Source organism: Serratia sp. HMSC15F11, from assembly GCF_001808215.1.
Taxonomy (GTDB): domain Bacteria; phylum Pseudomonadota; class Gammaproteobacteria; order Enterobacterales; family Enterobacteriaceae; genus Serratia; species Serratia nevei.
The window spans coordinates 142643-162335 of sequence record NZ_KV792465.1 but is presented as its reverse complement, the minus strand read 5'-3'; the positions used below and the strand labels follow the sequence as shown (position 1 = coordinate 162335).

Sequence of the window (19693 nt, the reverse complement as noted above, 5' to 3'; positions counted from 1 at the left end):
CCAGGAGCTTACTCAAGTAAGTGACTGGGGTGCAGCGCCAGCAGCCAACAACGCTGCAGTTTGAAAGATGAAGGGTACGGGCCCGTTGTCACGATTCAAAGGTATACAGCTATGAGCAACCCAACCCCCTGGTGGCAGAACGGCGTCATCTACCAAATTTATCCGAAGAGTTTTCAGGACAGCACCGGCAACGGCTACGGCGATTTGGCCGGCGTGACGCGGCGGCTGGACTATCTGCAGGAGCTGGGCGTCGACGCCATCTGGCTGACGCCGGTCTACGTATCGCCGCAGGTGGACAACGGCTATGACGTGGCGGACTACTGCGCCATCGATCCGGTTTACGGCACCATGGCGGACTTCGAACAGCTGGTCGCCGCCGCCCACCGACGCGGCATCCGCATCGTGATGGACATGGTGTTCAACCACACCTCGACCGAGCACCCGTGGTTCAAGGCCGCGCAGGATCGCCACAGCCCGTATCGCCAGTTTTACGTCTGGCGCGACGGCGAGGGGGATACGCCGCCGAACAACTGGCGCTCCAAATTCGGCGGCAACGCCTGGCAGTGGCACGCCGACAGCGGCCAGTACTATCTGCACCTGTTCGCCACCGAGCAGGCGGATCTCAACTGGGAACACCCGCCGGTGCGCGAAGAGCTGAAGAAAGTGTGTCAGTTCTGGGCGGATAAAGGCGTCGACGGGCTGCGCCTCGACGTGATCAACCTGGTGTCCAAGCAGCAGGACTTCCCGTCCGACAGCCAGGGCGACGGCCGCCGCTTCTACACCGACGGCCCGCGCATCCACGAGTTCCTGCAGGAGATGAGCCGCGACGTGTTTCAGCCGCGCGGCCTGATGACGGTGGGCGAGATGTCCTCCACCACGCTCGAGCATTGCCGGCAGTACGCGGCGCAGAGCGGCGAAGAGCTGTCGATGACCTTCAACTTCCACCACCTGAAGGTGGACTACGCCGGCGGCGAAAAATGGACGCGGGCGGCGCCGGATTATGTGGAGTTAAAGCAGATCTTCCGCCACTGGCAGCAAGGAATGCATAACCGCGCCTGGAACGCGCTGTTCTGGTGCAACCACGATCAGCCGCGCATCGTGTCACGCTTCGGCGATGAAGGCGCACTGCGGGTGCCGGCCGCCAAAATGCTGGCGATGGTGCTGCACGGCATGCAGGGCACGCCTTATATCTACCAGGGTGAAGAGATCGGCATGACCAACCCCGGCTTCCGCGCCATCGAGCAGTATCGCGACGTGGAAAGCCTGAACATGTACGCAGAACTTAGCGCCCAGGGCCGCAGCGACGCCGAACTGCTGGCGATCCTGGCCGACAAATCACGCGACAACGGCCGCACGCCGATGCAGTGGAGCGCCGCGCCGCACGCCGGTTTCACCACCGGCACGCCGTGGATCGGCTGCGCCGAGAACTACCCGCAGATCAACGCCGACGCGGCGCTGGCCGATCTCGACTCGGTGTTTTACGCCTACCGCCAGCTGATCACCCTGCGCAAGCAGTATCCGCTGCTGACCCACGGCGACTATCAGGATCTGGCGCCGGATCACCCGGCGCTGTGGTGCTATCAGCGCAGCTGGAACGGCCAGCGCCTGCTGGTGGTGGCCAACCTGAGCCGCGAGCCGCTGGCCTGGGCGGCGGAAGGCGTGGAAGCCTCCGCCCAGTGGCGCCCGCTGATGAGCAACTACAGCGACTCGGCGGATCAGCCGCAGGCGCTGACGCTGCGGCCGTTCGAAGCGGTGTGGTGGCTGCTCGAAGACTGACCCCGCAGGGCGCGGCGAGCGCTGCGCCCTACAATGTCCCCATCAGCGCCACCACCCCGGCGGCCGCTTGCGCCAACTGCTCATCGCTCATGTCGGTCACGCCCTGCACCAGATGCGGCGGCAGATAATCCATGCCGGTCAGGTTAGCCAGCGCGTGGAACGGCAGCAGCAGATCCTGCACCGGATAGCGGTTGTAGCCTGCCGGCGTGTAGGCCTGCGCGTTGCCGCCGGTGCTCACCACCAGCTGCAGCGGCTTGCCGTGCAGTTTGGTGCCCTCGCTGCCGTAGGCGAAACCATAGGTTAATACCGCGTCCTGCCATTCGCGCAGGATCGCCGGCGAGCTGTACCAGAAAAACGGGAACATCATCACCACCGCATCGTGGCTTTCCAGCAGTGCCTGTTCGCGCGCCACGTCGATGCGGTAATCCGGGTAAGCGCGGATCAGCTCGTGCACGGTCACGTTAGGCAGCAGGCGCACGGCCTCGATCAGCGCCTGGTTGATACGCGACTCGTCGGGGGTGCGGTGGGCAGTTAACACTAAAATGCGTGACATAAATGATTCCTTGAACGTAAAGAAGATGAGGCATTTTTCCATTTCTGCCGCTTCGGGTGTAGGCTGTTCAAGGTCACTTCAATTTCAACCGAAAGTATCAACCACTATGTCGCTGCCCTTTGACGTGCACCGCCTGCTGCCGGCCTTCCTCGCCGCCGCGCAGGCGCAAAATTTCTCCGCCGCCGCCCGCCAGCTGGGCGTCACGCCGGCGGCGGTCAGCAAAAATATCCGCGCGCTGGAAGAGAAGCTGGCGCTGCGGCTGTTTCAGCGCAACACCCACAACGTGCTGCTGACCGACGAGGGCAAAGCGCTGCTAGCGCAGGTGGCGCCGCTGTGGCAGGCGTTGGCGGCGACGCTGGAAAGCGCCGGCGGCGAACGGCAGGCGCCGGCCGGGGTGGTGCGCGTCACGATGATCCCCGGCTTCGGCCGCCAGATGCTGATGCCGTTGATCCCGCAATTTCTGGCACGCTACCCGCAGATCGATCTCGATCTGTCGCTGGATGCCCGGGTGGTGAATCTGGTGGGCGAAGGCTTCGACGTCGGCATCGGCAGCCGGGTCGATCCCGACAGCCGGCTGGTGGCGCGCCCGCTCTACCCGATGCACATGTCGCTGGCGGCGTCGCCCGACTATCTGGCACGGCACGGTGAACCGCAAACGCCGCACGACCTGCTGCGGCACGACTGCCTGCGGCACCGCAACCCCAGCAACGGCCGCCACGTCAAATGGCAGCTGCGCCATCAGGGCGAAACGCTGGCGCTGGATTTGAACGGCCGATTGGTGGTGAGCCGCCCGGAAATGTTGCTGGATGCGGCGCTGGCCGGGCTGGGCATCGTCAACCTGGCGCGCTGGTACCTTGAAAAGCACTTCGAGCAGGGCACGCTGCGGCCGGTGCTGGCGGAGTGCTGGCCGCGCCCGGTGCAGCTGTGGCTCTATTACGCCTCGGCGGATCTGCCGCCGCGGGTGCGCGTCTGGGTGGATTTTCTGCTGGAACATTTTCGCGATCGGCCGGCGGGCGATTGACGACTGTTCAGCTTGCGCACGCTCTTCCGTTTTCCTTGTTCTACATCAAAAGAATCTCGCCAATATCTATATATAGTGCATTAAGAATTGCGAACACCTATATATAGTAGTTATCCACAAAATCATCCACACGCCGCCACAGCCCTTGCGCGCTGCGGCTTTGCCCTGTGGATAAGCGAAATTTGACGGTTGCTCGCCACGCCAGGCGGGTATGAACGCTCCCTCGGGGAACAAGGAGTACAACGTGAAACCAGTAGTGATTAAGCGGGACGGTTGCCAGGTACCTTTTGACGAAGCGCGCATCGCGCAGGCCATCGAGCGCGCCGCGCTGGCGGTGGGCGTGGTCGACGCCGACTACTGCGCCACCGTCGCCCGCGTGGTCGCTCAGCGCATGGAGCAGCAGCCGCGCGTCGATATCCACGAGATCCAGCAGGCGGTGGAAAACCAACTGATGGCCGGCGAGTACAAGCAGCTGGCGCGCGCCTATATCGAATACCGCCACGATCGCGACGTGGCGCGCGAGCTGCGCGGCCGCCTGAACCAGGAAATTCGCGGCCTGGTCGAGCAGAGCAACCGCGCGCTGCTGAACGAAAACGCCAACAAGGACAGCAAGGTGATCCCCACCCAGCGCGACCTGCTGGCGGGCATCGTCGCCAAACACTACGCCAAGCAGCATATCCTGCCACGCGACGTGGTGCTGGCCCATGAACGCGGCGAAATTCACTACCACGATCTCGACTACTCGCCGTTCTTCCCGATGTTCAACTGCATGCTGATCGATCTGAAAGGCATGCTGACCAACGGCTTCAAGATGGGCAACGCCGAAATCGAGCCGCCGAAGTCGATCTCCACCGCCACCGCCGTGACCGCGCAGATCATCGCCCAGGTCGCCAGCCATATCTATGGCGGCACCACCATCAACCGCATCGATGAAATCCTGGCGCCGTTCGTCGACGAGAGCTTCCGCAAACACCTGCAGGTGGCGGAAGAATGGCAGATCCCGGACGCCAAAGGCTATGCCATGGCGCGCACCGAGAAAGAGTGTTACGACGCCTTCCAGTCGCTGGAGTACGAGGTCAACACCCTGCACACCGCCAACGGCCAGACGCCGTTCGTCACCTTCGGCTTCGGCCTCGGCACCAGCTGGGAGTCGCGCCTGATCCAGCGCTCGATCCTGAAAAACCGCATCGCCGGGCTGGGCAAAAACCGCAAGACCGCCGTGTTCCCTAAACTGGTGTTCGCCATCCGCGACGGCCTCAACCACCAGTACGGCGATCCGAACTACGACATCAAACAGCTGGCGCTGGAGTGCGCCAGCAAGCGCATGTACCCGGACATCCTCAACTACGATCAGGTGGTGAAGGTCACCGGCTCGTTCAAAACGCCGATGGGCTGCCGCAGCTTCCTCGGCACCTACGAGCAGGACGGCGAGCTGGTGCACGACGGCCGCAACAACATCGGCGTCATTAGCCTCAACCTGCCGCGCGTCGCGCTGGAGGCGATGGGCGATGAGTCGCGCTTCTGGGCGCTGCTGGATCAGCGCCTGCAGCTGGCGAAAAAGGCCCTGATGACGCGCATCGCCCGGCTGGAAGGCATCAAGGCGCGGGTGGCGCCAATCTTGTACATGGAAGGCGCCTGCGGCGTGCGGCTCAAGGCCGACGATAACATCGCCGACATCTTCAAGAATGGCCGCGCCTCGATTTCGCTGGGCTACATCGGCCTGCACGAGACCATCAACGCGCTGTTCGGCGGCGAAAATCACGTGTATGACGACGAGGCGCTGCGCGCCAAAGCGGTGGCGATCGTCGCGCGCCTGCGCGCCGCCGTCGACGCCTGGAAAGACGAAACCGGCTACGGCTTCAGCCTCTACAGCACGCCGAGCGAAAACCTGTGCGATCGCTTCTGCCGGCTGGACACCGCCGATTTCGGCGTGGTGCCGGGCGTCACCGACAAGGGCTATTACACCAACAGCTTCCACCTCGACGTGGAGAAGAAGGTCAATCCGTACGACAAGCTGGACTTCGAAGCGCCCTACCCGCCGTTGGCCAGCGGCGGCTTCATCTGCTACGGCGAATACCCGAACCTGCAGCACAACCTGAAGGCGCTGGAAGACGTGTGGGACTACAGCTACAGCCGGGTGCCTTACTACGGCACCAACACGCCGATCGACGAGTGCTACGAATGCGGCTTCACCGGTGAATTCTCCTGCACCAGCAAGGGCTTCACCTGCCCGAAATGCGGCAACCACGACTCGGCCAAGGTCTCGGTCACCCGCCGGGTGTGCGGCTACCTCGGCAGCCCCGATGCCCGGCCGTTCAACGCCGGCAAGCAGGAAGAGGTGAAACGCCGGGTGAAACACCTCGGCAACGGGCAGCTCGGCTGAAAAGCGCCGTGCAACCTAGGCAGAAGCCTGTTCATCAGGCGTGATTGTCGCAGCCAGTTTGCCTTCGGCCAGCGCGCACCAACCGGAGCGTACACGCAGTACGTGAGGATTGGCAGCACTGCCTGGAGGCAAAATGGCCAGTAAAATAGCCTGATGGGCAGGCCTCACATGAATTATCACCAGTATTACCCGATCGACGTCGTCAACGGCCCCGGCACCCGCTGCACGCTGTTTGTCGCCGGCTGCGTGCACCAGTGCCCCGGTTGCTACAACAAAAGTACCTGGCGGCTCAACGCCGGCCAGCCGTTTACCCCGGCGCTGGAAGACCGCATCATCGCCGATCTGAACGATACGCGCGTGCCGCGCCAGGGGCTGTCGCTCTCCGGCGGCGATCCGCTGCACCCGGCCAACGTGCCGAGCATCTTAACGCTGGTGAAACGGGTGCGCGCCGAGTGCCCCGGCAAGGATATCTGGCTGTGGACCGGCTACCGGCTGGCGGAGCTGGACGCGCAGCAAATGCAGGTGGTGGACAGGATCAATGTGCTGATCGACGGCAAGTTCGTGCAGGATTTGAAAGACCCGGCGCTGATCTGGCGCGGCAGCAGCAACCAGGTGGTGCATAGGTTGCGTTGACAACGCTAGTTTGGAAATTTCTCACGCTGGTGGGCAATCGAGAAAACCTTAATAACATCATCGACGATGATATACACCAGCAACAGGGAGGCCTTGTTAATTAGCAACTTACGTGCCTTCCCATACCAAGGCTTACCTAACTCAGGATGATCCAGCAAACGCTTTACCGCTTTATCTATCTCGTTATCAGCCTGCACTGCCGCCTGTGGATTGAAAATATAAAGAAACTCAAAAATACGTTCCCTGTCCCGTAGCGCTGCATTATCCCATTCGATACGCATAACGATCCCTATTTTCGGTCGTATTTCGCTCTAATTTTTGCCTTAAAGGCATCCATGCTTTCTTCAACTTCTTGTTGGCTAAGGTAGACAGCATTACCCTCATGCAGACGGGAAAAAGCTGCATCCACCTTATCTTTCAACCAATTTTCGTGCTCCTCCGCGGCCCGTTGCTCATCAGCCATTTGCTCCGCCAAGCGGCGGCAGGCTTCACTCAATGTCGTTCCTTTAGCTTCCGCGGCCTTTTGCGCCAAACGCTTGGTTTCATCTTCGATGCGAAACTGGATGCGACTTTCCATCTTTGCTCCTCCTGCAATCACACGATGGCGACACTAAATCTTGAACAGAAACGTTAGCACATTTGTGACAACGATATCGAGATAAACAGTCGTTTTTCGAACATTTTACACCACCCCCATCCCCACCACGCCGGTCAGCACACCGCACAGCGCCCGGGCGGAGAAGGCTTTGTTGAGCATCAGCAGCGAAGGCAGGCTGACCGCCGGCAGGGTCATCAGCAGCGCCAGCGCCGGGCCGGCGCCCATGCCCGCCAGCATCATGGTCTGCACGATCGGAATTTCCGCCGCGGTGGGGATAACGAACAGGCAGCCGACGATCGCCAGCGCGATGATCCACAGCAGGCTATTGTCGATGGCGCCGTCGGCGTGCGGGAACAGCCAGACCCGCGCCGCGCCTAGCGCCAGCACCGCTAACACGTAGATCGGGATGGTCGACCAAAACAGCGCCCACAGCGCTTTACCCCAGCGGGCGAGGAACGGCCGCTCGTCGCTCTGCGCCGTCAGCACCAAAGGCTGTGGCGCGGCGGGCTGCGGATCGTTGGCGGTCATGCGCTGCACCAGCCAGGCGATGCCCAGCACCATCACCACGCCCGCCACCAAGCGGATGGCGGCGAACGGCCAACCGAGCACAAACCCCATGAATACCAGCGTCGCCGGGTTCAATACCGGGTTGGCGAGCCAAAAGGCCAGCGCGGCGCCGCTGGATACCGACTGACGGCGCATGCCGGCGGCAACCGGTGCGGCGCAACAGGTGCACATCATGCCCGGCAGCGCGATCAGCGCCCCCAACACGGTGCCGGAAAAACGCCGGTGGCCGAGCGTGCGCGCCAACCAGTCGCGCGGGATCAGCACCTGCACCAGCGAACCTAACAGCACCCCGAGCAGCGCCGCCTTCCACACCGCGGTGAAATAGACCAGCGCGTACTGCCAGGCCGCCAGCCAGGGGCTCGCGGCGCCGTCGGCCAGGATCGATTTGCCGATCGAGTGGCTGTCCGCCGCCACGAACGCCTTGCCGTAGTAAGGCTGCCATTTGACGTAGTAGAGGCCGACGGCCACCACCAGCAGAAACAGGATCGGTTTCCACAGCGGCCAGGCGCGTGGGGCGTGTTCAGGGGCGTTCAGAGGTTGCGGCATGGTAGCGGCCAGAGTCAGTCAACAGAGGCGCCAGCATAGCGCGCCGCCGCCGCCCGTGCACGCCCGGGCTGTCCTAAATAGTTCATCTGTTCGCCACCGAGGCGTAACGCGATTGTCATCTGCGCCCGGCACCATGATGCCAACTTGAAAACCACAGGGTAGACGCCCGATGAAACGCACCGCTTCCGCCTTCATCGCACAGCCATCGGTATGACGAGGTTTTTATTATGATGGAGTTATCTAGACATCCGACCACTTACCCCACCCGCTATCAGCAGATCGCCGCGCAGCTGGAACAGGAGCTGCGCACGCAATACCGCTGCGGCGACTATCTGCCTTCGGAACAGCAGCTGGCCGAGCGTTACCAGGTCAATCGCCACACGCTGCGCCGCGCGGTAGATCAGCTGGTGGAGCGCGGCTGGCTGCAGCGCCGCCACGGCGTCGGCATTCTGGTGCTGATGCGGCCTTACGACTACCCGCTGCACGCCAACACCCGCTTCAGCCAGAACCTGTTCGAGCAGGGCAGCCACCCCACCAGTGAGCGCTTACTCGCTGTCTTGCGCCCGTGCAATGGGCATGTCGCCAGCGCACTCTCGCGTGAAGAAGGCGAAATGGTGATCCACCTGCGCACCCTGCGCCGGGTCAACGGCGTGCCGATGAGCGTGATCGACCACTATCTGCCCGATCTGGACTGGTGGCCGGCGCTGCAGCAGTTCCACAGCGGTTCGCTGCACCAGTTTATCGAACAGCACCTCCAGCAGCCGCTGACCCGCCGCCAGACGCGCATCAGCGCGCGCCGCGCGCAGGCCAAAGAGAGCCGGCTGCTGGAGATCGCCACCCACGCGCCGCTGCTGTGCGTGCGCACCCTTAACGTCCGCAGCGGCGGCGAAGACGTGGCGGAATACTCCGTCAGCCTGGCCCGCGCCGACATGATTGAACTGACGATGGAGCACTGAATGCAAGCCTTAGAGTCGAGACAACGCTGGATGTCGGTGCTGGCACACAGCCGGCCCGAGCAGCTGCGCAGCCACTGGCAGGCGCTGAACCTCAGCCCGGGTTACCGCTGCATCCGCGCGCCGGAGATCGGCCTGGCCCAGCTGCAGGGGCGCATGGGCGCCACCGGCCGCCGCTTCGTGCTGGGGGACATGACGGTCACCCGCGCGGTGGTGCAGCTGGACAACGGCGGCTACGGCTACAGCTATATCGCCGGGCGCGACAAGGCGCACGCCGAGCTGTGCGCGCTGGCCGATGCGCTGCTGCAACAGCCGGAACACGGCGAACGCCTGCAACAACAGCTGATCGCGCCGCTGGCCGCGCTGCAGCACGAGCAGCGCCAACTGCGCGCCCGGGCGATCGCCGCCAGCCGGGTGGATTTCTTTACGCTGGTGCGAGGGGATTAAGCCATGAGTTTATTGACCGGTTTTGAGCAACCGATAGACCAATCGCAGCACGCTTTCCGTTTGATTCTTAAAGCCTTGAGCGAACCGGGCCACCGGGTGACGCTGCCGGCCGGCCCGGCCTGGGCGCCGCTGAACGCCGCCAGCACCGCCGCGCTGCTGGCGCTAGCCGATCAGGAAACGCCGCTGCAGCTGTGCGAGGCGCTTAAAAGTGAGCAAGTGCTAACAAACATTCGTTTTCACAGCGGCGCGCCGCTGGCCGCCACGGCGCAGGAGGTCTGTTTTGCCCTGTTCGATGAGCAGCTGCAGGCCGCCGATCTGCAGGCGTTGCCGCACGGCACTGAAATCTCGCCGGAGTTTGGCGCCACGGTCATCGTGCAGCTCGCCGAGCTGGAGAACGGCACAGCTCTGCGCCTGACCGGCCCCGGCATCGAGAGCCAACGCCTGATAGCGCCGCGCCTGCCGCCGGCGCTGCTGGATTATTTGGTCAACCGCCCGCAGCGCTTCCCGCTGGGGCTGGATATTTTGCTGACCTGCGGCGATCGCCTGCTGGCGATCCCGCGGACCACCCGCGTGGAGGTGTGCTGATGTACGTAGCGGTAAAAGGGGGCGAAAAAGCCATTGAGGCCGCCCATCAGCTGCAGGAACAGCTGCGGCGTGGCGACGAGGCGCTGCCGGCGATCGGCGCGGAACAAATCGAACAACAGCTGGGGCTGGCGGTGGATCGGGTGATGACCGAAGGCGGCATCTACGATCGCGAGCTGGCGGCGCTGGCCATCAAACAGGCCAGCGGCGATCTGGTGGAGGCGATCTTCCTGCTGCGCGCCTATCGCACCACCCTGCCGCGCCTGGCGGTCAGCGAGCCGCTGGCTAGCGAAAACATGCGGCTGGAACGGCGCATCTCGGCGGTTTACAAGGACTTGCCCGGCGGGCAGGTGCTGGGGCCGACCTACGACTACACCCACCGGCTGCTGGACTTCGCGCTGCTGGCGGAAGGCGAGGCGCCGCGCGCGCCGCAGGCCGACGAACCGCTGCCGGACAACTGCAGCCACGTGTTCGATCTGCTGTGTCGCCAGCAGCTGGCGCGGGAGGAACAGGACGACGGCAGTACGCCGGACGACATCACCCGCAACCCGCCGGTTTACCCCTGCTCGCGTTCGGCGCGCCTGCAGCAGCTGGTGCGCGGCGACGAAGGTTTTCTGCTGGCGCTCGGCTACGCCACCCAGCGCGGCTACGGCCGCAACCACCCGTTCGCCGGCGAGATCCGCACCGGCCACGTTTCGGTGGAGATCGTGCCTGAAGAGCTCGGTTTCGCCATCGATATCGGCGAAATCCTGCTGACCGAGTGCGAAATGGTCAACGGCTTCGTCGATCCAAAGGACCATCCGCCGCACTTCACCCGCGGTTACGGGCTGGTGTTCGGCCGCGCCGAACGCAAGGCGATGGCGATGGCGCTGGTGGACCGCGCATTGCAGAGCCCCGACTACGGCGAAGGCGTCGCCGGCCCGGCGCAGGACGAAGAGTTCGTGCTGGCCCACGCCGACAACGTCGAGGCCGCCGGCTTCGTCTCCCATCTCAAGCTGCCGCACTACGTCGACTTCCAGGCCGAACTGGCGCTGCTCAAGCGGCTGCGACAGGAATACAGCGAGCATCAGGAGGCCCGCGATGAGTGAAGTATTGACCGGCTATAACCTCGGCTATCTGGACGAGCAGACCAAGCGCATGATCCGCCGTGCCATCCTGAAGGCGGTGGCAATCCCCGGCTATCAGGTGCCGTTCGGCGGCCGCGAGATGCCGATGCCCTACGGCTGGGGCACCGGCGGCATTCAGCTCACCGCCAGCGTTATCGGCCGCGCCGACGTGCTGAAGGTGATAGACCAGGGCGCCGACGACACCACCAACGCGGTGTCGATCCGCCGCTTCTTCCAGCGCGTCGCCGGGGTGGAAACCACCGAACGCACGCCGGAGGCCACGCTGATCCAAACCCGTCACCGCATTCCGGAAACCGCGCTGCGCGAAGACCAGATCCTGATCTATCAGGTGCCGATCCCGGAGCCGCTGCGCTTTATCGAGCCGCGCGAAACCGAGACCCGCAAGATGCACGCGCTGGAGGAGTACGGCGTGATGCAGGTGAAGCTGTATGAAGACATCGCGCGCTACGGCCATATCGCCACCACCTACGCCTACCCGGTGAAGGTCAACGATCGCTACGTGATGGATCCGTCGCCGATCCCGAAATTCGACAACCCGAAAATGCACATGATGCCGGCGCTGCAGCTGTTCGGCGCCGGGCGCGAGAAACGCATCTACGCCCTGCCGCCGTTCACCAAGGTGGAGAGCCTGGACTTCGACGACCACCCGTTCAGCGTGCAGCAGTGGGACGAACCCTGTGCGCTGTGCGGCTCGCGCCACAGCTATCTGGACGAGGTGGTGCTCGACGATCGGGGCAACCGCATGTTCGTCTGTTCGGACACCGACTACTGCCGGCAGCAGCTGGCGCAATCTTCGCAAGAGGCGCAGCACTGATGACTTCCACCCCTTTGAGCACCACCCCGCTGCTGTCGGTGAACCGGCTCACCCACCTGTACGCCCCCGGCAAGGGTTTCAGCGATGTGTCGTTCGACATCTACCCCGGCGAAGTGCTGGGCATCGTCGGCGAATCCGGCTCCGGTAAAACCACGCTGCTGAAGTCGATCTCGGCGCGGCTGGCGCCGCAGCGCGGGCAGATCCTTTACCGCCCGCAGGCGGGCCAGGAACAGGATCTGTACGCCATGGCGGAGAGCGATCGCCGCCGCCTGCTGCGCACCGACTGGGGCGTGGTGCACCAGCACCCGCTCGACGGGCTGCGGCCGCAGGTCTCCGCCGGCGGCAACATCGGCGAGCGGCTGATGGCCATCGGCCAGCGCCACTATGGCGACATTCGCCGCCAGGCCGGCCAGTGGCTGGAAGACGTCGAAATCCCGCTGTCGCGCCTCGACGATCTGCCGACCACCTTCTCCGGCGGCATGCAGCAGCGGCTGCAGATCGCCCGCAACCTGGTCACCCACCCCAAACTGGTGTTTATGGATGAGCCGACCGGCGGGCTGGACGTGTCGGTGCAGGCGCGCCTGCTCGATCTGCTGCGCAATCTGGTGGTGGAAATGCAGCTGGCGGCGGTGATCGTCACCCACGATCTCGGCGTGGCGCGGCTGCTGGCCCACCGCCTGCTGGTGATGAAACAGGGCGAAGTGGTGGAGAGCGGCCTGACCGACCGGGTGCTGGACGATCCGCACCATCCCTACACCCAGCTGCTGGTTTCTTCGGTGCTGTCGTAACCCAAGGCGATAACAGATGACTATGCAAATCCGAGTTGAACATCTCAGTAAAACCTTTGTGCTGCACCAGCAGTACGGCACCCGCCTGCCGGTGCTGCACGACGCCAACCTGACGGTCCACGGCGGCGAATGCGTGGTGCTGCACGGCCACTCCGGCAGCGGCAAATCCACCCTGCTGCGCTCGCTGTACGCCAATTACCTGCCGGACAGCGGCCATATCTGGATCAACCACCAGGGCGACTGGCTGGACATGGTCAGCGCCGACGCGCGCCAAATTCTGGCGGTGCGCCGCCATACGCTGGGCTGGGTCAGCCAGTTCCTGCGGGTGATCCCGCGCATCAGCGCGCTGGAGGTGGTGATGCAGCCGTTGCTGGAACAGGGCGTCGAGCGCGCCGAGTGCCGCGAACGCGCCGAAGCGCTGCTCGCTGCGCTCAACGTGCCGCAGCGCCTGTGGCCGCTGGCGCCGTCCACCTTCTCCGGCGGCGAGCAGCAGCGGGTGAACATCGCGCGCGGCTTTATCGTCGATTCCCCCATTCTGTTGCTGGACGAACCGACCGCCTCGCTCGACAGCCGCAACAGCGCGGCGGTGGTGCAGCTTATCGAACGCGCCAAGGCGCGCGGCGCGGCGATCGTCGGCATTTTTCACGATGAAGGCGTTCGCCAACAGGTCGCCGACCGGCTTTATGACATGCAGGCGCCGCAGGCGCTGGAGGCCCTCTGATGATCGTCAATAACGTTAAGCTGGTGCTGGATGACCAGGTGGTGCAAGGCTCGCTGCAGATGCAGGACGGCGTGATCCGCAGCTTCGCCGACGGCCCGAGCCGGCTGCCGCAGGCGCTGGACGGCGACGGCGGCTGGCTGCTGCCGGGGCTGATCGAGCTGCATACCGACAACCTGGACAAGTTCTTCACCCCGCGCCCGAACGTCGACTGGCCGGCCCATTCGGCGATGAGCAGCCACGACGCGCTGATGGTGGCCAACGGCATCACCACGGTATTGGACGCGGTGGCGATCGGCGACGTGCGCGACGGCGGCCACCGGCTGGAAAACCTGCAGAAGATGATCGACGCGGTGATCCACAGCCAGCGCGCCGGGGTGAACCGCGCCGAGCACCGGCTGCACCTGCGCTGCGAGCTGCCGCACGAGAGCACGCTGCCGCTGTTCGAACAACTGATGGACAAGCCGGGCGTGTCGCTGGTGTCGCTGATGGACCACTCGCCGGGCCAGCGCCAGTTCGCCTCGCGCGAAAAATACCGCGAATATTATCAGGGTAAATACCACCTCAACGACCAGCAGATGAGCGAGTACGAGGAGCAGCAGGTCGCCCTGTCCGCCCGCTGGGCCGCGCCGAACCGCGAGGCGATCGCCGCCCACTGCCGCGCGCGCCGCATCTCGCTGGCCAGCCATGACGACGCCACCGCCGCGCACGTGGCCGAGTCCTGCGCGCTGGGCAGCGCCATTGCCGAGTTCCCCACCACCGAGGTGGCCGCCCGCGCCTCGCACCAGCAGGGCCTGCAGGTACTGATGGGCGCGCCGAACATCGTGCGCGGCGGTTCCCACTCCGGCAACGTGGCGGCGCACCATCTGGCGGCGCTGGGGGTGCTGGATATTCTCTCCTCCGATTATTACCCGGCCAGCCTGCTGGACGCGGCGTTTCGCCTCGCGGCGGACGAACGCAACGCCTACGATCTGCCCCAGGCGGTGCGCATGATCACCCGCAACCCGGCGCGGGCGCTGGATCTGCAGGATCGCGGCACCCTCGCCGAAGGACTGCGGGCGGATCTGGTGCTGGCGCGGCCGCACGGCGAGCACGTTTATGTGCAGAACGTGTGGCGCCAGGGCAGGCAGGTGTTCTGATGGCGCGGCTCATCTACCTGATGGGGCCTTCCGGCGCAGGCAAGGACAGCCTGCTGGCCGCGCTGCGGGCCGACGCCGACCGCGCGCCGCTGGTGGCGCACCGTTACATCACCCGGCCGGCGGACGCCGGCTGCGAGAATCATATCGCGCTGAGCGAACCGGAATTTCTGCGCCGTCGCGCCAAGGGGCTGTTCGCACTCGACTGGCAGGCCCACCAACAGCACTACGCGTTCGGGATCGAAGTGGATCTTTGGCTGCTGCAGGGGATCGACGTGGCGGTCAACGGTTCGCGCGCCCACCTGCCGCAGGCGCAGCAGCGCTATGGTGCGCAGCTGCTGCCGGTGTGTCTGCAGGTCAGCGCCGCGATCCTGCGCCGGCGCCTGCAGGATCGCGGGCGAGAAAGCGCCGAACAGATCGAGCAGCGGCTGGCGCGGGCGGCGGAATATCAGCAGAGTCTGCCCGCCGGCTGCCGGGTGCTGCACAACGATGGCCCACTCGACGACACCCTGGCGGCGCTGCTGGCGCTGCTGCCTACCGCCACCCGACAAGCTCAGGACGCGACGCCATGAACGACTTTGCCCAGCCGAAAATCGGCGACAACGTGACCCTTAACCGCACCCGGCTCGGCCAATATGTGCATCTGGCCGACGATGCGATCCTGGAAGAGGTGGAGATGGGGGACTACTCCTACACCGCCGGGCACAACCAGATCTTTTACGCCACTATCGGCAAGTTCGTCTCCATTGCTTCCTATGCGCGCATCAATCCCGGCAACCACCCGACCTACCAGCGCATCGCGCAGCACCACTTCACCTATCGCGCCTCCGAATACGGGCTGGGGGAAGACGACGCGGCGTTCTTCGACTGGCGGCGCGAGCACCACGTCACCGTCGGCCACGACGTGTGGATCGGCCATAACGCCATCCTGATGCCGGGCGTCAGCGTCGGCAACGGCGCGGTGATCGGCAGCGCGGCGGTGGTCACCAAGGACGTGGAGCCTTACAGCATCGTCGCCGGCGTGGCGGCCAAAAAGATCGGCATGCGCTTCGACGATGCGCTGATAGAACGCATCGAACGCAGCCAGTGGTGGCACTGGGATCACGCCACGTTGCAGGCGCGGCTGGCGGATTTTCGCGACATCAACCGCTTTGCGCAGAAGTACCTTTAACGGAGGGGAGCGATGCAACTGACCTTTCTCGGCACCGGCGGCGCGCAGCAGGTGCCGGTGTTCGGCTGCGACTGCCTGATCTGCCAACGGGCGCGGCGCGAGCCGGCATTTCGGCGGCGAGCGTGCAGCGCCATGCTTAACTATCAGGGGGAAACGACCTTATTGGATGCGGGATTGCCGGCTTTGGAGCGGCGGTTTTCGGCGGGGCAAATTCAACGTTTTTTACTGACACATTACCACATGGATCACGTTCAGGGGTTATTTCCTTTGCGTTGGGGGTGCGGAAATTCCATTCCGGTGTATGGCCCGCCGGATGAACAGGGCTGCGATGACCTGTTCAAACACCCCGGCATTCTGGCGTTTCAGCCGCCGCTGGCGCCCTTTGCCACCGTCGAGCTGGGCGGCATGCGCATCACCCCGCTGCCGCTGCAACACTCCAAACTGACCCACGGCTATCTGATCCAGGCGGCGGGCGCTGCGCTGGCCTACCTGACCGACACCGTCGGCCTGCCGCCGGCCACCGCCGACTATCTGCAAAACGTGGCGCTGGATCTGCTGGTGCTCGATTGCAGCCTGCCGCCTCAGCCGCAGGCGCCGCGCAACCACAACGATCTGACCCGCGCGCAGGAGACACAGCGGTTGCTGCAGCCCAAACGCACGCTGCTGACGCACATCAGCCATCATCTCGATCTGTGGCTGCTGGACAACGAGCTGCCCGCCGGGCTGGAGCTGGCGTTCGATCACCTCAGCGTCAGCCTCGGTAGCAGTGCAGCCGATCCGACTCCAGCACCCTGACCCCTTCGCCCGGCGTGAACGCCTGTTGCAGCAGCGTTTGCGCCACGTCTTTGGCTGAGACGGCGCGCCATTTGCCGGGCAGCAGCCTGAACAGCGGCAGCGTGAGGCGCTCCATCAGGCGCGGCGCGGGGCGATCCCCCACCAGCATGGAAGGCCGCACCAGCGTCAGGCGCGGCCAGTGCTGTTCGCGCAGCGCCTGCTCCATCTCGCCTTTGGTGCGGTTATACAGGAAGGTGGAATCCGCGTTGGCGCCCAATGCGCTCACCACCAGACAGTGCTGCGCCCCCAAACGGCGGCCGGTCAGCGCGCTCTCCACCACCAGTTGATAATCGACGTAGCGGAAGGCATCGGCGCTGCCCGCCGCCCGGCGGGTGGTGCCCAGGCAGCAGAACACCAGATCAACCGGCTGCTGCAGGCTACTCAGCAGCTCGAACAGCGCATCGCCGACCGGGTTGGTCAGCTTGCCGTGCGGCGGCAGCGGCGTGCGCGTCGGCGCCACGATGGCCGTTATCTGCGGATCGCTTTGCAACAGCTGCAACAACTCTCGCCCCACCAGCCCGGTTGCGCCGACTAACAGTGCTCGCGCCATGCAATCTCCCGTTGTAATCAATACGTCGACTTAAAGTATAGACCGCGCCCAATGCAGCTTCTTGCCGAAGCCGAGGGTGTTGTCGGTCATCTTCACCTCGTGCAGATCCAGCCGCCAAACCGAGGCCTTCATCGCCCTGGCGATCGGGAAACGCTTGCAGTAACGCGCGCGCGCCGCCTCGGCTTCTTCGCCGCTCAGCAGCACCGCCTCGGCGCGATACTGCACACCGCGGATCAGAGCGATGCTTTTTGGCTTCGGCGCGATGGTGCCGACCACCCGGCCGTTGTTCAGCATCAGCCCGCCGTGGCGGGTGTGCGGTTCGGTCATCAGCCACAGCGCCATCGCCGCGGCGTCGAACACGTAAAAACAGTTGGCGCACCACATGTCGAGGCCGTCGCCGGCGCACAGCGTCAAGACGTGTTGTTTGCCGATGAAATCCGCAATCTGCTGCCGTTGTTCTGGGGTATTCAAGGTTACTCGCCTCCCTGTTCACTCGCCTCATCTTACCCTGCGTTGTTGAGGCGAGTCACAAATAACGATAATCGCCAAAAAACAAAAGTGAATATAAAAACAAAGATAGTGAATTTTTATTTATTTTAGCATAAAGCAGGTTGATAACATAAATAACACAATACAGATTTATTTGATCGTTATGCAGCCGGTTATTTGACCGCTTTTTTTATTCCTTCCCGAGCGCCATTGAAATTAAGTGTTCAGGGCTCGCGAACATTAGCAATTCATTTACATGCCAACCTCTGCGCCTGGATGATAGTTATGCAACACATTGCATAACCGGTGAATAATTATTTATCAAAACCGGCATTTATGTGATTATCATCACAATTTTTAGTGCATCTTGCGCTAAAATAGCGCCATCTTTTCACTCAGCAAGGTGGATTAGAAAATGGAAAACAATAACCGAAAAATGGCGCATATCAGGCGCACAACCCATATTATGATGATGGCTCATCGCAGCTGCTTTAGCTTCGCATTCTTCAACTACAGATAACCCTCCCCCTCGCTCTTACGCCGTTGATAAGAGTGTCATTGCGTTTTTAATTATTCTCCGCACACCGGTGATAATATCTCTTTCTCGCTAGCCGGGAAGGACACGCAATTCATTCTTAATTTCGGCCAAGCGCATCCAAGCTAAATAAAACAGCGAACACAGTTAATGCCTTTCGGCATCGCTGGGTTCTCACACACCTTTATTTTCGTGAAGGCGTTAACGGCAAATGGAATTATTTGCTGGCGGACTGCCTTTGCCTGAAGAATGAGAAAAATGAAAAAATTAAAAATTGCCGCCAACACCCAAACCCTCGGCTGCTTTGAAACTGAACGCGACATCGTCGATGTGCATCACAGCGATTTTAATGACGTCGCTGCCATCGTGCTGTCGGTAGACGACGTCACGCAGGGTATGGTGGCGCGCATCGAAGAGCACGGCCTGAACATTCCGCTGTTCGTCGCCGTCTGCTGCGAAGAAGAGCTGGATAACGCCGTACTGCCGGCGCTGCACGGCGTGTTTGAGCTGTGCGGCAAGAATACCCAGTTCTACGGCAAACAGCTGGAGGCCGCCGCCGCCAAATATGAGAGCGAGCTGCTGCCGCCGTTCTTCAACACGCTGACGCAATACGTAGAAATGGGCAACGCCACCTTTGCCTGCCCCGGCCACCAGGGCGGCGAGTTCTTCCGCAAACACCCGGCGGGCCGCCAGTTCTTCGACTTCTACGGCGAAACGCTTTTCCGCTCCGACATGTGCAACGCCGACGTCAAACTGGGCGATCTGTTGATCCACGAAGGCGCGCCTTGCGCCGCGCAGCAGCACGCCGCCAAGGTGTTCAACGCCGACAAGACCTACTTCGTGCTCAACGGCACCTCGGCCTCGAACAAGGTGGCGACCAACGCCCTGCTGACGCGCGGCGACCTGGTGCTGTTCGATCGCAACAACCATAAATCCAACCACCACGGCGCGTTGATCCAGGCCGGTGCCACGCCGGTGTATCTGGAGACCGCCCGCAACCCGTTCGGCTTTATCGGCGGCATCGACGCGCACTGCTTCGACGAACGCTACCTGCGCCAACAGATCCGCGAAGTGGCGCCGGAACGCGCCAACGAAGCCCGCCCGTTCCGCCTGGCGATCATCCAGCTCGGCACCTACGACGGCACTATCTACAACGCCCGCCAGGTGGTCGACAAGATTGGCCACCTGTGCGATTACATCCTGTTCGACTCCGCCTGGGTGGGCTATGAGCAGTTCATTCCGATGATGAAAGACTGCTCGCCGCTGCTGCTGGAGCTGAACGAGAACGATCCCGGCATCATCGTCACCCAGTCGGTGCACAAACAGCAGGCCGGCTTCTCGCAAACCTCGCAGATCCACAAAAAAGACAGGCACATCAAGGGCCAGAGCCGCTACTGCAACCACAAGCGCTTCAACAACGCCTTTATGCTGCATGCCTCCACCAGCCCGTTCTATCCGCTGTTCGCCGCGCT

At 63.2% G+C, this 19693-nt stretch carries 23 protein-coding genes; 17 read left to right on the top strand and 6 right to left on the bottom strand.

The window, feature by feature from the left end; genetic code table 11:
* Nucleotides 1-111: 111 nt before the first annotated feature.
* Nucleotides 112-1776: an alpha,alpha-phosphotrehalase gene (gene treC, locus HMPREF3138_RS14255; protein WP_038879037.1), complete on the top strand. Its 1665-nt coding sequence runs from the start codon at nt 112-114 to the stop codon at nt 1774-1776.
* 28 nt (nt 1777-1804) lie between these two features.
* Here treC and HMPREF3138_RS14250 read toward each other — a convergent pair whose 3' ends face one another.
* Nucleotides 1805-2329, bottom strand: a complete 525-nt coding sequence (locus HMPREF3138_RS14250) for an NAD(P)H-dependent oxidoreductase (RefSeq protein ID WP_038879041.1) — start codon at nt 2327-2329, stop codon at nt 1805-1807.
* Nucleotides 2330-2435: 106 nt separating this feature from the next.
* On the opposite strand from HMPREF3138_RS14250, the gene HMPREF3138_RS14245 reads away from it, so the two are divergent.
* From HMPREF3138_RS14245 to nrdG, 3 genes are all read left to right on the top strand, one after another.
* Nucleotides 2436-3350: a LysR family transcriptional regulator gene (locus HMPREF3138_RS14245; protein WP_038879044.1), complete on the top strand. Its 915-nt coding sequence runs from the start codon at nt 2436-2438 to the stop codon at nt 3348-3350.
* A gap of 244 nt (nt 3351-3594) precedes the next feature.
* Entirely contained in the window at nt 3595-5733 is a 2139-nt protein-coding gene (gene nrdD / locus HMPREF3138_RS14240) for an anaerobic ribonucleoside-triphosphate reductase (protein ID WP_038879046.1), read from the top strand.
* A gap of 168 nt (nt 5734-5901) precedes the next feature.
* Complete coding sequence (nrdG, locus tag HMPREF3138_RS14235) at nt 5902-6366, top strand: anaerobic ribonucleoside-triphosphate reductase-activating protein (protein WP_038879049.1); 465 nt, start codon at nt 5902-5904, stop codon at nt 6364-6366.
* 5 nt (nt 6367-6371) lie between these two features.
* Here the strand turns inward: nrdG and HMPREF3138_RS14230 are convergent, their stop codons facing one another.
* The 3 genes from HMPREF3138_RS14230 to HMPREF3138_RS14220 all read right to left on the bottom strand — a co-directional run bounded on the left by HMPREF3138_RS14230 (nt 6372) and on the right by HMPREF3138_RS14220 (nt 8077).
* Nucleotides 6372-6647 (bottom strand): type II toxin-antitoxin system RelE/ParE family toxin, encoded by a 276-nt coding sequence (locus HMPREF3138_RS14230; RefSeq protein WP_038879053.1) that lies wholly within the window; start codon nt 6645-6647, stop codon nt 6372-6374.
* Nucleotides 6648-6655: 8 nt separating this feature from the next.
* Nucleotides 6656-6943 carry a type II toxin-antitoxin system RelB/DinJ family antitoxin gene (locus tag HMPREF3138_RS14225; RefSeq protein WP_013811307.1) on the bottom strand — a complete coding sequence of 96 codons (288 nt, stop codon included), beginning with the start codon at nt 6941-6943 and terminating at the stop codon, nt 6656-6658.
* Nucleotides 6944-7048: 105 nt separating this feature from the next.
* The gene (locus tag HMPREF3138_RS14220; RefSeq protein WP_070559125.1) at nt 7049-8077 is read right to left on the bottom strand and encodes a permease; all 1029 of its coding nucleotides are present in this window, start codon (nt 8075-8077) and stop codon (nt 7049-7051) included.
* A 227-nt stretch (nt 8078-8304) separates the two neighbouring features.
* Here HMPREF3138_RS14220 and phnF point away from each other — a divergent pair, with 227 nt between their 5' ends.
* From phnF to phnP, 11 genes are read left to right on the top strand one after another with little or no spacing between them, the layout of a single operon-like run.
* Nucleotides 8305-9033 carry a phosphonate metabolism transcriptional regulator PhnF gene (gene phnF, locus HMPREF3138_RS14215; protein WP_015376439.1) on the top strand — a complete coding sequence of 243 codons (729 nt, stop codon included), beginning with the start codon at nt 8305-8307 and terminating at the stop codon, nt 9031-9033.
* Entirely contained in the window at nt 9034-9477 is a 444-nt protein-coding gene (gene phnG / locus HMPREF3138_RS14210; protein WP_038879060.1) for a phosphonate C-P lyase system protein PhnG, read from the top strand. It begins immediately after the preceding gene.
* Between the two features lie 3 nt (nt 9478-9480).
* The gene (phnH, locus tag HMPREF3138_RS14205) at nt 9481-10062 is read left to right on the top strand and encodes a phosphonate C-P lyase system protein PhnH (RefSeq protein ID WP_038879063.1); all 582 of its coding nucleotides are present in this window, start codon (nt 9481-9483) and stop codon (nt 10060-10062) included.
* Nucleotides 10062-11147, top strand: a complete 1086-nt coding sequence (locus HMPREF3138_RS14200) for a carbon-phosphorus lyase complex subunit (RefSeq protein ID WP_038879066.1) — start codon at nt 10062-10064, stop codon at nt 11145-11147. The genes phnH and HMPREF3138_RS14200 overlap by 1 nt, the downstream gene beginning before the upstream one ends.
* Nucleotides 11140-12000 (top strand): alpha-D-ribose 1-methylphosphonate 5-phosphate C-P-lyase PhnJ, encoded by an 861-nt coding sequence (locus HMPREF3138_RS14195; RefSeq protein WP_004933420.1) that lies wholly within the window; start codon nt 11140-11142, stop codon nt 11998-12000. The genes HMPREF3138_RS14200 and HMPREF3138_RS14195 overlap by 8 nt, the downstream gene beginning before the upstream one ends.
* Nucleotides 12000-12788: a phosphonate C-P lyase system protein PhnK gene (phnK, locus tag HMPREF3138_RS14190; protein ID WP_038879071.1), complete on the top strand. Its 789-nt coding sequence runs from the start codon at nt 12000-12002 to the stop codon at nt 12786-12788. The genes HMPREF3138_RS14195 and phnK overlap by 1 nt, the downstream gene beginning before the upstream one ends.
* A 16-nt stretch (nt 12789-12804) precedes the next feature.
* Complete coding sequence (gene phnL, locus HMPREF3138_RS14185) at nt 12805-13509, top strand: phosphonate C-P lyase system protein PhnL (protein WP_038879074.1); 705 nt, start codon at nt 12805-12807, stop codon at nt 13507-13509.
* A complete protein-coding gene (phnM, locus tag HMPREF3138_RS14180; RefSeq protein ID WP_038879076.1) occupies nt 13509-14645 on the top strand; it encodes an alpha-D-ribose 1-methylphosphonate 5-triphosphate diphosphatase in 1137 nt (378 codons plus the stop codon). Before phnL ends, phnM begins: the two co-directional genes overlap by 1 nt.
* Entirely contained in the window at nt 14645-15214 is a 570-nt protein-coding gene (gene phnN / locus HMPREF3138_RS14175; protein WP_038879078.1) for a ribose 1,5-bisphosphokinase, read from the top strand. Before phnM ends, phnN begins: the two co-directional genes overlap by 1 nt.
* Complete coding sequence (locus tag HMPREF3138_RS14170) at nt 15211-15813, top strand: DapH/DapD/GlmU-related protein (RefSeq protein ID WP_015376431.1); 603 nt, start codon at nt 15211-15213, stop codon at nt 15811-15813. Before phnN ends, HMPREF3138_RS14170 begins: the two co-directional genes overlap by 4 nt.
* Before the next feature lie 12 nt (nt 15814-15825).
* A complete protein-coding gene (gene phnP / locus HMPREF3138_RS14165; RefSeq protein WP_033641671.1) occupies nt 15826-16608 on the top strand; it encodes a phosphonate metabolism protein PhnP in 783 nt (260 codons plus the stop codon).
* Here phnP and HMPREF3138_RS14160 read toward each other — a convergent pair.
* Nucleotides 16565-17197, bottom strand: coding sequence for an NAD(P)H-binding protein (locus HMPREF3138_RS14160; RefSeq protein WP_033652768.1), 633 nt, complete (start codon nt 17195-17197; stop codon nt 16565-16567). The genes phnP and HMPREF3138_RS14160 overlap by 44 nt on opposite strands.
* A gap of 30 nt (nt 17198-17227) precedes the next feature.
* Entirely contained in the window at nt 17228-17668 is a 441-nt protein-coding gene (locus HMPREF3138_RS14155) for a YhbP family protein (protein WP_033648653.1), read from the bottom strand.
* 433 nt (nt 17669-18101) lie between these two features.
* Here HMPREF3138_RS14155 and speFL point away from each other — a divergent pair, with 433 nt between their 5' ends.
* On the top strand, nt 18102-18206 hold the full coding sequence (gene speFL / locus HMPREF3138_RS25585; protein WP_004933443.1) for a leader peptide SpeFL: 105 nt from the start codon (nt 18102-18104) through the stop codon (nt 18204-18206).
* A 273-nt stretch (nt 18207-18479) separates the two neighbouring features.
* A partial coding sequence (gene speC / locus HMPREF3138_RS27165) for an ornithine decarboxylase (RefSeq protein ID WP_038885541.1) occupies nt 18480-19693 on the top strand: 1214 nt, incomplete at its 3' end.